This is a genomic window from Paenibacillus sp. sgz302164, assembly GCF_056120505.1.
On the sequence record NZ_JBVYOL010000048.1, the window covers coordinates 18,937 to 30,772 of the forward strand.

The following is an 11,836-nucleotide window of genomic DNA, read 5'->3' on the forward strand; positions in this document are numbered from 1 at the left end:
TGAAACCTTATAAATTTACATTCTGGACGAACGAAATTTACTCTGCTAATTCAGCATCAGCTTCATATGAAGCGCGCGCACTGTGTCCTCCCGGATCAAAGCATGCCCCGACCTTCGAAAGCCTGCAATCCACAGTACCTGGCCGGATGCATCGACAAGCAAAGGGATGGCGTCGCGCCGACTAGGCGGCATTTTCGCATCAATGAACATATCTTTTACCTTTTTGGACCCGTTTAAACCATGAGGTTCAATGCGATCCCCTGACTTTCTGCTTCTTAGAACAAGCGGCAGCTCGACCCGATCGAGATCGAACCACGCCTCCATGACGGGCGAATGCGCCCCGCCTTGAAAATCAGCGGTTTTCACTTGATAGCTGAGCCTCGCTCCGGCTTCAGGCAGCGGCAGTTCGCCGGCTTCCGAAGCTTCCAGGGGCAGTTCGTACGCAAAAGCTGCAGAGGCCGGAGCCTCGCGCTGAAATCGGACGGTATCATATTCCTTCACAAAATAAAGCTGTTCATGAACGGCCATAACCGTGCAGGGCGAACGATCCTGCAGAATGGCTTGGCGAATCGCTTCCATTCTTGAGAAATCGTGCCTTTCCGTCCATGAAGAAAGATAGTTTAATATTAGTTTAATCAAACGCCTTTGTAAAGCAATGTGCAGCTGGACAAAATCCGGCTTGGCGAACCGGCAGGAGCTCGGCTGCAAGGTTACGGTCCGCCTCAAAACCTCAGCGGCCTCTGCTTCCAAATAGTCGTCTTCGGCCTGCATCATTTCCGCCAGACGGTTCAATGCTTCGGGGAGCTGCTCGTTGTATTGCCCCAGCATCGGCAGCACATCAAGCCGTACCTGATTGCGAAAATATTTGCGCGAATCGTTGCTGCTGTCCTGGCAGTATGCAAGCCCACGCTGCAAACAATACTGCACAAGTTCTGATTTGTATATACGTAAGCAAGGACGAATCAGTTCCACTTTTTTTTCGCGCCGGCGTTCCGGCATTCCGGCAAGCCCCGACGGGCCCGTGCCGCGCAGCAGGCGCATCATGATCGTCTCCGCCTGATCGTCCGCATGGTGGGCCAGCGCGATCTGCTGCGCCCCGTATTTTTCGGCCACGGCATGCAAAAATTCGTAACGCTTCTCGCGCGCCGCGGCTTGGGCATTGAGCATGCTCTCCTCGATATAGGCCGGCACGTCAATGCTGCCGATTTCGCACGAGAGGCTTAAGGCTGCAGCCAATTCGGCGACGTAGTCCGCCTCTTCGTCGGATTCGGCTCCCCGAAAGCGGTGGTTCACATGCGCGACGATCAGCTTCCAGCCGTAGGTACCCGAAAGCGCAAAAAGGACATGCAGCAGCGCCACGGAATCAGGTCCGCCTGAAACCGCAACGACAACCCCATTTCCCTGGCCGATCAGATGCTTATCGTTAATATTTTGTTCCACTTTGGCTACAAGATGTGTGTCCATTCGCCGTTCCTTCCTTTTGCCCCATCCAGTTCCTACCAATATATATAAAGGGTCGCTCCAAAAATAAATAAGGAAGCCGCGAAGCATATTTTCAGCCACGGCAGTTTCATCGATTTGGGAGCCAGTTTCCTGCTTGCGATCAAGCTGGTCCAATATCTGTAGGCTTCTTGAGAAGTGTTCATTTGACCGCCGAGCGCTTTATACAAAAAAGGGGCGATGTGGACCGCAGCCGGATTCTCGCGAATGATGACATACAGCTGTTCCAGGTCGCGGTTCTGCGGAATGGTTTGCGGAAAGGCGGCAAAACGATTTTTGCGGTCCAATGCTTTTAATAGAAGAATTGCAAATGAAAATAAATCGTAGCTCTCTTCCGCACTCCGCTCGCCCGCCATCCAGAAGCCCCGGTCGTATACTTCGGTCATCTGTTTGATCGCTCTGCCTTTGGGCGTCACTCCGCCGAAATCGATCAGGTCGACATCGCCGTAACCGGAGACGATCATATTCTCCATCTTCAGATCGCCGAACACATAGCCGCTTTTGTGCAGTTCGGTCAGCTTCTTAAGCAGTTTGGTGCCGATCACATAAATCCAATCCTGCCCATACTTATGTAAAAAGTCCGACATCGTCATGCCCTCGATATAACGCATAACGCTGAAGGGGATTTTTTTTCCCTGAACGATCATATCGTCGACATCGACCAAAAAATTTTTAAACGACGTTTCCGTAAGCGACAAGGCATGCAGCGAATTGATCTCCGATTGATGATCGACCGTTTCGTACCCGGCTTTAAGCGCATATTTCGCCCCGCCCCTGCGGACAAGAGCTACAATGCCATTGGAGCCGGCACCTAATAAACGTTCTACATGGTAGACACGGCCATTCCATTTACCATGGATTTGTGTTCCCGGACGAAACGCGTCCTCATACCACGTAGTCACTCAACATCCCATCCTCGGCCTGTTGTGGACAAGGTTCCCCCGTTATAAACTGCAGCGTTTGCAGCAATGCGGGACCTGTCGGAGTCGTACCCTTCATGTTTATTTTATAGAACATCTTGTCCAGATTTGCAAGTTCATTCGTCCAGCCCAGATCCATTTCCCATTCTTCGCCGCGATTTTTCGTTGCCGGAAAGTGGAAAACTGCAAGCTCGCTTTTACCTGAGCGGGCTCTGAGACTGAGCAGCAGGTCGCGGATCGCCTCGCGGACGGCGGCCAGCTTAGGCTTCATGCTCGCGCTTGCGTCGATCAGCAGAGCGACCTGCAGAGAGGACGTTTCGCTCATTTCGTCGATCACTTGCACGACTTCGGCGCGCTTCGGCGGCGGGAGTTGTTCCAACTGGTCATGACCGAGAATATGCTGCAATTCTTTGCCGACGGCTTGCTGAATCGATTGGGTGACGGTTTTTCTCGTCATCATCTGGACGGTTTGGGACAACTGCTGCGAGTTCACGATACGGCTCATACCGCCTCCTGCCAAGGCAATCTCTCTGATCTCCTCCGAGCCCAGCATGCCCAGTTCCCCTTGATCGACGACGCCGATCACATTGACCGTAACTCCTTCGGCATGCGCTTCCGCAGCCGCTACAACGGGACTGACTCCCACATTCGAGCATCCGTCCGTAATAAGCAAAATTTGTTTCATCATGATCACCAGCCTCCCGGGCAAAAGAAAAGTTCGCTTCCAGCTGTCTGTCCAAGGAATGCAGCAGAACGTATGTGTATGCGAAATGACGGATTTTATGCGGCATGAGCGGCAAATAAGCAGTCATTTCGGACAGACTTCTAGCAGCCTTTACTTCTAGTTTTGCCACGAATGAGAGAGTCTAATCATAGAAACGGGAGATTATAGCGGTATTTTACAACGATCCGATGATCGGCTGATGCAGCAAAAAGCCGGCCCCGGTCGGCCCCTGCGAATAGGGACCGATAACCCGGACCAGCCTGTGTTGTTTTTATATGATATGAGGCTCCTCCTTTCGCTATCAGCTCACCGTCTTCGGGCGTTCCAGGCGCGTAAAACCCGGCCAGCGGAAAGTCGCCCATTCCGGCTGGTGCTTCTCTACCCGCGCCACGACTACAGTCATATCATCCTGAATATCGCCGTGATGATGGCGGAAAATCCGCTCCAGCAAACAATCCGCAAAATCCTGCGGCACATTCGTATCGATCTCCTGGACCATGCGCTTCATCCACATCTCTTTGTTGACGGCATGGCCCGGGGCGTCGTATATCCCGTCGGTCATCATGATCAGGATGTCGCCGGATTGCAGCGGAATGGTCACGAGATCCACCTCGATGTCCTGCACGATGCCAACCGGCAAGTTGCTCGCCGAGATCATCATCACTTCACTGCCGCGCTTAATAAAGCTCGGCGTCGACCCGGTCTTCACAAACGTCGTATTCGCGTTGTACATATCGACCAAAGCCATGTCGACGGTCGCGTACATCTCGTCGGAGGAACGCAGCATCAGCACCGAGTTCAGCGACTTGATCGCGAGCTTCTCGTCCATGCCCGACTGCAGCAGCTGCTGCAGTATCGTCAGCGCCGCCTGGCTCTCCGCCCGGGCGCGCTCGCCGTTGCCCATGCCGTCGCTCAGCGCCACGGCGAACTTGCCGTTGCCCAGCTCCACCGTGCTGAAGCTGTCGCCCGAAAGCAGGTCGCCGCCCTTGGCTGCGCCGGCGACGCCGGTTTCGACCTCGTATTCCTTGGCGGAGCCGAATACGACTGTGCTGTAGCCTTCACCGCGCTCATGCATTTGCTCGCTCTTCACGGCGACGTTCTCGCCGAGAATTTCGCTGAGCAGCGGCGCGATGATTTTGCGGCATTCATCAAATCCTTTCGTATATTGATGGATGATTTCGATGTCGACATTCCCTTCGTCCAGGCTGATAATGTCGATGCTGTGAATGGACAAGCCGAGCTCTTCGAGCGCATTGCGGATTTGCTCCTCCTGAAGGAACAGCTCCTGTCCTTCGCGTTTGATTTCTTTGGCCAGGTCCTCCATTACCTGGGAAACGCCTGAAAGCTGATCCGCAACCAGCTGGCGGCTGTCGAGTATTTGCTTTTTCCAGTGCAAATCGTTTTTATAGAGGCCGTATTGCTGCTTCATCACTTCCAGCACCTGATCCGTGCGAATACACATTTTTTTCCACTCGGGCAAAATATGCTTCTTCGTCATATCCCCCTTCGCCTCAATACTTGACATCATATCGGTCATATAGGTGTACGTCTGATAAAATTTCTGATCCCAGCACTGGCTTTTTTTCCAGCAAGTTTCGCAGGTCTTTTGCGCCACGGCATTCATAAAATGCCCCACGTCCTCCTCCTTGCGAACCTCGGCGTTTTCTGTAGTAATCAGCTTGAAACTGCGGGACAGCTGCCGAAATACTTCCGAAAATTGCTGCACGCGCCCGGCCGTAATATCCCGCACCCGCCTGGCGTAGTCCTGCTGGGATTTCAAATTTTCCTGCGTGCCGGGCACGTATTTGGCGAGTATCTGGATAAAGCCGCGCGGAGTCAGCAAAAAGAGCGCAACTGCCGCCAGCGATTCCCACGTGGAATTGATCATATCCCGATTCGTTCCCAAATAGATCGATAAAATGGAGGAACCCAGCAGCATCCCGAAAGCCACAGCCAGACGGTTGCCCTCCTTGAGCAGGCCGGCCAGCATACCGGAGAAAGCAAGCAGGCTCATCTGGTAGATGGCGCTGCTGTTGGCCAGACTGAGAATCAGCCCGGTAATGACACCGACGGAAGCTCCGAACGGCGCCCCGCCCACCAGCGCGAACAGGAGAATCAAGTAACGGGACAGCACGTGCTCTAAAGTAACGGGGCCGATGAACCAACTGACCGTTCCCGTCATGACGGAAGCGAGCAAAATGATCAGACAGATGATTTCCTCGTGTTTTAAATGATAATTTTTGCGGGTTAGCGTGAAAACCGGGATCGCCTGAATGAAGATCAGCGTCAGCACCAGACTGAGCACCGATTCTACGGCAATCATGGCGACCGAGTACCACGTCAGATTGGAAACGACCATAGCGGCGAACAGTTGCACGAGAAACGTGGAGGCGAACACCTGCAGCGGGGCCAGCGAAATATCCGTTCGCTCGTATTTTTCACAAGCTTTTTGTATGAGTAAAAAGACCAGCATCTCGGTGACAATGTAGCCCGAATGAGGGCTCAGCGAGAGCAGACTGCCTGCAAAGACGGCAACTCCCACCCAATGCAGCAAATCTCTTCTTGTGAAATAAATGACGGCAAAAAACGCAAGACCAAATGGCGACAGTTGTTCCAGAATCATCGCTCTTCCGAGCAGGAAACCCATCACTATGAGCAGCAGCGCCCATTTCTTGGCAACAAATGCTTGTACGAACCGATTCTCAAGTGCAGCACTGCGAGTTCCTGTTTTCGCCTTATGCCAAAATCCCGACCAATGTCCGCCGATTGATGTGATAACGTTTCTTCTCTGCATGTTCTTAACACCTTCCATTCGCTCTTATTGTTTCTCTAGTATAGAGACAATCTAGCAGAAAGTTTGTCAGAATGAGTTGGTAGAGTAAAAGAAATTTCCGACAAGCCCCGTCAGCTTTGTCGCCAGCCCTCAGCCCAAGCCCAGCCTTGCTTTTTCGGGTTCTTGGCTCCGCGAAAAGTCTTTTTCGCCCGAACTTTATCCTTGCGTATGCGGAGGATTTCCGTAAATTGATGTCGACTGCAGGTGCGCCCCGGCGCGGGAACGCTTGCTAGAAAGCCCGAACTCTATCACGTCAGATCCAAACTCTGGAAACTATCAAACGATCAACCCCAATTGGACCCGGCGCTGTACTATTAGACCCTGCACTGTATTAGGTGCAACGGTATACCACTAATATGTGCCCCTGGATGAACGGTAATTGGTAATGATAAAAGGTATGGTCGTTTGCCGGTGCCAAAAATGGCGCGCCCGAGCCGCTTCCACGACGGCAAACCACCCGCCCGCGAAGCAGCGGCTAGGCAGCCGGAAAAGCCGCAAGGGATGAGACTGTTGAAAAACTCGAGCCTTAAGAGTTGGTCCATCTCTACTTGGGAACGCGAAGAAAACCTGCAAAAGTGCAGGTTTTTTTCGCAAAAGTGGTTCGTTTTGGCGAAAAGCCTGCGATTGTGCAGGAATTTTCCGCGAAAATGAATCTGAACCTAGATCCGCGGCGAAAAGCCTGCACATTTGCAGGAATTTTTCGTAGTCAGCGTATCCATCGCGCAAAAACTGTACTTTTGCAGGCTTTCTTCGCGCATTAGGCAGATTTGTGCAATCGGCTCTGGCATGTGGGTTTCTGGGCGCCTGAAATCTGTGGGGTTCTCTACTCATGCTTTCGCACCGCGCGCAGCTCCCAGACAGATTTGTGTGACCAGCTCTGGCGTGTGGGTTTCTGGGCGCCTGAAATCTGCGGGTTTCTCTGCCCATGCTTTCGCACCGCGCGCAGCTCCCAACGCGCGGTGTTTCACCGCAGACGGCGGTCGGTCGACCACATTCCACGCAAAAAAACCACACCCGCCGTAGCGAATGTGGTTTGGGTTCATGCTATATTAATCTCTTCTTCCGCCTCTTCCACCGCGTTTGGACTCGGTGTTCTTCTTCAGAGACGAAATCCGCTCTTCACTGTCTTTTAGGAAACGGGACACTTTATCTTCGAACGAAAACGGCCGACTGCCGCCCTGCTGCTTATTGAAGCCGCGACCTCCACGGTCTCCGCCGCGATTGAATCCTCCACCGCCCGGAGGGCCACTGCGTTCGCCGCCACCCGGACGATTGCCTTGAAAGCCTCCGCGATCTCCGCCGGGACGTCCTTGATAGCTGCCGCCACCTTGTCGTTCAGGGCGAGCCGGTCTTTCCTCAACAGGCTTATCAATCGTCTGCTTGATCGACAATCCGATCTTTCCATCCTTGTCCACGTTAATCACTTTGACCGTGACCTTGTCATCCAGCTTTAAATGGTCATTAACGTCTTTCACATAATTGTCTGCAATCTCTGAGATGTGAACAAGACCGGTAACTCCTTCAGCAAGCTCGACGAATGCTCCAAAGTGAGTAATCCCTGTCACTCTTCCCTCTAACTTGGTGCCCACTTCAATTGCCATAAAGTAAAATGTTCCTCCCTTAAAATGTTGAAAACACTGGCTACGCCGATTATAACCGATGCGCAAATCTCGGTCAACAAGGCAATTGACTCACTTTTTCAGACGATACTAACGCGACTTCGAAACGCTCAAAGGCGTCTCTCCGCTTTTAATATAATGAAAATCTCTCCGAATAATCTGCTCCAAGTATTCGTCATCGTGAAGTCGGGATATTTCCTTCTTCGTGTCCTCATTCAGCTTCCTGGCATCGGCAAGCTGCTGCTTCATATCCTGAACCGTTGAACTCTTGGCAGAGAGCTTGGCGATCTGATCGAAAATCGTGACACCCGCCCAGCTCATGAAGCACAATACAAGGACCATGAGAAAGCGAAGTCTCCGTTTAGAACCTTTGCTGCTGCGCTTATTCGTTGATACGGCTGCTTGAGCTTGCATGAATGGGAATGCCTCCTACTTCGAGAATAACCTGCGGTATAAAGCCGCCACCTTGCTCCCAAACTTCTTGAGCCAACCGGGAAGCACCATAAATTTACGCACAGGCCGAGTCATCCAGAGGAACAGTCTCCACATAGGATAGAGTAATTGTAGCACAATTTTATACAGGAAAATAGCTACAGTCACCAAAATTCCTAAAATAATCACGACAAGCCGATATAAGCCTATAATCGGTTTAATAATGAGAATTTCGACCGTTTTTCGGATAAAACGGTACACCGCGACTACAATCCGAACGATCAACCCCGTTAGCCGTACGATCCAGATGCTGAGGAAAGCAAAATAAAAACATACCCCGATGCCGAGACCAAGAAACACAAAAAAGCGAATTTGCCCTTCGTTACTATGTACTAGCGTTCGAAATACGAGGATTGTCGCCACAATCCAATACAAGACGTCAATGATCGGGATGGTCCACCGCGGCAGCCGCAGCTTGCCCGAAAGCACGTGCAGCACATCGTAGATCGTACCTAGGGCAAGCCCGCTGAGGAACATCATCGCCAGCGTATAAAACTGGACGTTTAGCGTCACTTGAACAGCTTACCTAAAAATCCCTTGGATTTCTCCTGGGAGTTTCCGTCCACGTACGAAAGTTCGTTGACTACCCCTTCAATGGCGACTAATCCTTGTTCCAAGCTCAAATTTTTGATATGCAGATTCTGGCCCTTGATCATCAAAAAGCCCATTTCCGTTTCGAGGAGAAACTCTTCACTATCAAAGCTTTCTACGTTTAAAACTCCGGAGATCTCCAAGAGCTTGCGATTCAGCATTTTGATTTCCTGCCGTTTGTTTTTCACGGGTTCCATCATGGCCTGTACCCCTCCTTCATCTATCACTACCTTATGGAGGGATGTCCGAATTTAGAACAGGAAAGCAACAAAAAAGAGACTAATCTCTTAGTCTCTTCAAGGCTCTTATTCAGGTTGATATGCTTCTTCTTTGAGCAGCGTGTACATTTGGGCGGCGTCTTCCTTGCGGGTCGACTCCGTGAGGGCCTCCACTCGAACCGTCACTTTCTTTTGTCCGAATTGGATAGCCAGCTCGTCCCCGACTTTCACGGCGGTGCTCGGTTTGGCGTCTCTTCCGTTGATCCAGACGCGTCCTTGGTCGGATACATCCTTGGCCACAGTGCGGCGTTTGATCAGACGGGATACTTTGAGAAACTTATCGAGCCGCATTATTTTACAGCGTCTTTAAGCTTGTTGCCGGCTTTGAAAGCTGGAACTTTGGACTCTGCGATCACGATCGGGCTGCCTGTTTGCGGGTTGCGGCCCGTGCGGCCGGAACGTTTGCGAGTTTCGAAAGTTCCGAAACCGATCAGTTGTACTTTATCTCCGGATGAAAGCGCGTCTGTAACCTCACCTAAAAATCCGTTCAGTACAGCTTCTACGTCTTTCTTCGTTAGTCCGCTTTTTTCTGAGATGTTGTTGATCAGATCTGTTTTGTTCATGGGTTTTCTTTACCTCCTAAAATGTTTGAAGAGCGAGTCTTCTATGTACCATTTCGGTTACATTCCATTTCAACCTTGACACCAAACTATGTATTCTGCTTTTTTCGCTAAAATCCTTCTGTCAATGATCCAGGTTTGCAATTTTTTTTGCTTCCTGCCAGTAAAATTCCATCTCTGATAACTCAGTCTGGTCAAAAGAAAGTCCTCTTAAACGTAACTGCTCTTCAATATATGAAAATCTTTGCACAAATTTACGGTTTGTCCGGCCAATGGCCTCTTCCGGGTCAATTTTGAGAAATCTCGCAAGGTTGACGATAGCAAAAAGCAGGTCCCCAAGCTCTCCCAGCCTCTCCTGCCCGGCGTCGTCCCCTTCGCTTGCCATCGCTTCCCGCAGCTCGCCGAGTTCCTCCTCGACTTTGCCCAGCACTTCATCGATTTCCGTCCAATCGAAGCCGACGGCAGCCGCTTTTTTCTGCAGCTTCCAAGCTTTCATCAGCCCCGGCAAATCGCGCGGAACGCCGTCCAGAACGGATTGCTTCGCGATGTCGATGCCTTTTTTCCGCTTTTCCTCCGCCTTGATCGCATTCCAGTTCACAAGAGCCTCGTCCGCGTCTTCCGCCTTATTCTCGCCAAAAACATGCGGATGGCGGCGAATCAACTTCTCGTTCAGCCCCGCGATAACATCGTAGACGGTAAACGTCCCGACCTCTTCCTCCATCTGGGCGTGCAGCATCACCTGCAGCAGCAGATCTCCCAGCTCTTCGCACATATGTTCGGGATCGTCCTCATCGATCGTCTCCAGCACTTCGTAAGCCTCTTCGATGAGATTTTTGCGGAGGCTGGCATGAGTCTGCTCCCGATCCCACGGACAGCCTTCCGGGCTGCGCAAAATTTGCACGATTTCATGCAAACGACCGAAGGAACGGTAGTAGATCCTATCTTCCTCGCTGCGCGGCACCCACACCAGAGACAGGTTGCCGTAGCCTTTGAGATGATCCAGCTCGTGAAGCTCCACTTCCTCGATCCGCTCAGCTCCGGCAACGCCGAGAGAATGGCCGACCACGACGCGGTAATCATCCGGGTACGCCTCCATAAGACTTAATTTGACATCCGATGCCGTCAAAGTATCGTACACCTGCCCGATCACCGTATGCAAACGCGGATTCAAACTATAGCGGTTCAGGCTCGTCGCATCCAACAGCTGAAAGCCTTCGATCGGATCGAAGCCAAACCGCAGGAAAGCCTGGTCCAGAAAACTTTCGCCGCCCAACAAAGAAAGCGTAATCCGCTCCTGCGGGCAGCGCTCCTTAAGCAGCTGCACCGTATATTCCGCCACCATCGGATGACCAGGCACAGCATAGATCACCTCCGCGGTCTGCTCTTTGGCCGCCGCGATCAATTGGTCTGCAATCGATTCATACACCTGCTCGAACGAAGCGTGCGCGGTGTAGTTGTCATCGAACGTACGGTAAGGTATCCGATTCGCATCCAGCATGGCGACCATCGGATGATCCGCGGTCCGCAAATACACGACGGCCTGCTCCCGGGACGCCGCTTGAAGCTTCTTCCAGACGCCCAGCGTGAGCTGGTCCTCGTCGCCGGTTCCCAGACCGACAACCGTGATAGGCGCATATGTATGAGTCATGTGTACATGACACCTCCTATTGGGTATAAACATGGGCTGAATAAGGCAGTTGCCCTTCGCCCAGTGCAAAAAAGAACGTTGTCGCGTGGGGGCGGCAGCTGTCATGCAGCGCACCGCCTCCTATGGATTCAGCTACGTTGGACTACGGCCGGCCAGATACCGCCTGTGTCCCCGCATCATCGCCCGCAGAAACCCGGGAAAATGAGATGGGTGAAAAAACCACCGCCAGAACGGGCGTACCATTAGCAGCGCGGGGAATGCCGGCGATGCCAGAAAACACCTGCAAAATCCAAGCTACCCAAAAACCCGCACGCCAGACCCATAGCCGCCATTTGCCTCTTAGTCGCGCAGAAAAACCTGCAAAAGTACAGGTTTTTGCTCGTTGATACGCCGACTGCGAAAAATTCCTGCAAATGTGCAGGCTTTTCATCGAGTACAAGGGGCTCAGCCCCATTTTGAGAGAAAATTCCTGCACATTTGCAGGCTTTTCGCCAAAATGAACCATTTTCGCAGAAAAAGCCTGCACTTTCGCAGGTTTTTCCCCCAGCCGGGGCATGCCGAGACGCCTCTTGAGACGCGCGCGCAGCGGAGCGCTCACGATCGGGCGTGCCGAGACGCCTCGTGCACGCGCGCTTTCTCCGCGACGTCGCCCGAGGGCTGGGCAAGCCAGC

The 11,836-nt window shown here is 52.2% G+C and carries 12 protein-coding genes; all 12 read right to left on the reverse strand.

The features are described from left to right. Window positions 1–45: 45 nt before the first annotated feature. Window positions 46–1,464, reverse strand: coding sequence for a tRNA lysidine(34) synthetase TilS (tilS, locus tag AC0LWT_RS37610; RefSeq protein WP_474686982.1), 1,419 nt, complete (start codon window positions 1,462–1,464; stop codon window positions 46–48). A gap of 32 nt (window positions 1,465–1,496) precedes the next feature. Next, the gene (locus tag AC0LWT_RS37615; protein WP_474686983.1) at window positions 1,497–2,402 is read right to left on the reverse strand and encodes a protein kinase domain-containing protein; all 906 of its coding nucleotides are present in this window, start codon (window positions 2,400–2,402) and stop codon (window positions 1,497–1,499) included. Then, window positions 2,386–3,105, reverse strand: coding sequence for a vWA domain-containing protein (locus tag AC0LWT_RS37620; protein ID WP_474686996.1), 720 nt, complete (start codon window positions 3,103–3,105; stop codon window positions 2,386–2,388). The genes AC0LWT_RS37615 and AC0LWT_RS37620 overlap by 17 nt, the downstream gene beginning before the upstream one ends. 340 nt (window positions 3,106–3,445) lie before the next feature. Beyond that, window positions 3,446–5,938 (reverse strand): stage II sporulation protein E, encoded by a 2,493-nt coding sequence (gene spoIIE / locus AC0LWT_RS37625; protein ID WP_474686984.1) that lies wholly within the window; start codon window positions 5,936–5,938, stop codon window positions 3,446–3,448. A 1,088-nt stretch (window positions 5,939–7,026) separates the two neighbouring features. Next, the gene (locus AC0LWT_RS37630; RefSeq protein ID WP_474686986.1) at window positions 7,027–7,578 is read right to left on the reverse strand and encodes a S1 domain-containing RNA-binding protein; all 552 of its coding nucleotides are present in this window, start codon (window positions 7,576–7,578) and stop codon (window positions 7,027–7,029) included. Between the two features lie 108 nt (window positions 7,579–7,686). Continuing rightward, on the reverse strand, window positions 7,687–8,010 hold the full coding sequence (locus AC0LWT_RS37635) for an FtsB family cell division protein (RefSeq protein WP_474686987.1): 324 nt from the start codon (window positions 8,008–8,010) through the stop codon (window positions 7,687–7,689). 15 nt (window positions 8,011–8,025) lie between these two features. Next, a complete protein-coding gene (yabQ, locus tag AC0LWT_RS37640) occupies window positions 8,026–8,601 on the reverse strand; it encodes a spore cortex biosynthesis protein YabQ (RefSeq protein WP_474686989.1) in 576 nt (191 codons plus the stop codon). Continuing rightward, window positions 8,598–8,879 (reverse strand): sporulation protein YabP, encoded by a 282-nt coding sequence (yabP, locus tag AC0LWT_RS37645; protein WP_474686990.1) that lies wholly within the window; start codon window positions 8,877–8,879, stop codon window positions 8,598–8,600. Before yabP ends, yabQ begins: the two co-directional genes overlap by 4 nt. A gap of 105 nt (window positions 8,880–8,984) precedes the next feature. Beyond that, a complete protein-coding gene (locus AC0LWT_RS37650; RefSeq protein WP_474686991.1) occupies window positions 8,985–9,248 on the reverse strand; it encodes an RNA-binding S4 domain-containing protein in 264 nt (87 codons plus the stop codon). Continuing rightward, the gene (locus tag AC0LWT_RS37655) at window positions 9,248–9,520 is read right to left on the reverse strand and encodes an HU family DNA-binding protein (protein WP_474686992.1); all 273 of its coding nucleotides are present in this window, start codon (window positions 9,518–9,520) and stop codon (window positions 9,248–9,250) included. Before AC0LWT_RS37655 ends, AC0LWT_RS37650 begins: the two co-directional genes overlap by 1 nt. A gap of 121 nt (window positions 9,521–9,641) precedes the next feature. After that, complete coding sequence (yabN, locus tag AC0LWT_RS37660; RefSeq protein ID WP_474686993.1) at window positions 9,642–11,165, reverse strand: bifunctional methyltransferase/pyrophosphohydrolase YabN; 1,524 nt, start codon at window positions 11,163–11,165, stop codon at window positions 9,642–9,644. 142 nt (window positions 11,166–11,307) lie between these two features. Then, window positions 11,308–11,836 (reverse strand): hypothetical protein (locus tag AC0LWT_RS37665; RefSeq protein WP_474686995.1); only part of this gene is annotated, 529 nt, incomplete at its 5' end.

Bases quoted from the DNA above. Each gene is read 5' to 3' on its own strand.
- yabN (WP_474686993.1), bottom strand. From the start codon at position 11,165: ATGACTCATACATATGCGCCTATCACGGTTGTCGGTCTGGGAACCGGC.
- AC0LWT_RS37620 (WP_474686996.1), bottom strand. From the start codon at position 3,105: ATGAAACAAATTTTGCTTATTACGGACGGATGCTCGAATGTGGGAGTC.
- AC0LWT_RS37650 (WP_474686991.1), bottom strand. From the start codon at position 9,248: ATGCGGCTCGATAAGTTTCTCAAAGTATCCCGTCTGATCAAACGCCGC.
- yabP (WP_474686990.1), bottom strand. From the start codon at position 8,879: ATGATGGAACCCGTGAAAAACAAACGGCAGGAAATCAAAATGCTGAAT.
- tilS (WP_474686982.1), bottom strand. From the start codon at position 1,464: ATGGACACACATCTTGTAGCCAAAGTGGAACAAAATATTAACGATAAG.
- spoIIE (WP_474686984.1), bottom strand. From the start codon at position 5,938: ATGCAGAGAAGAAACGTTATCACATCAATCGGCGGACATTGGTCGGGA.
- AC0LWT_RS37635 (WP_474686987.1), bottom strand. From the start codon at position 8,010: ATGCAAGCTCAAGCAGCCGTATCAACGAATAAGCGCAGCAGCAAAGGT.
- AC0LWT_RS37630 (WP_474686986.1), bottom strand. From the start codon at position 7,578: ATGGCAATTGAAGTGGGCACCAAGTTAGAGGGAAGAGTGACAGGGATT.
- AC0LWT_RS37655 (WP_474686992.1), bottom strand. From the start codon at position 9,520: ATGAACAAAACAGATCTGATCAACAACATCTCAGAAAAAAGCGGACTA.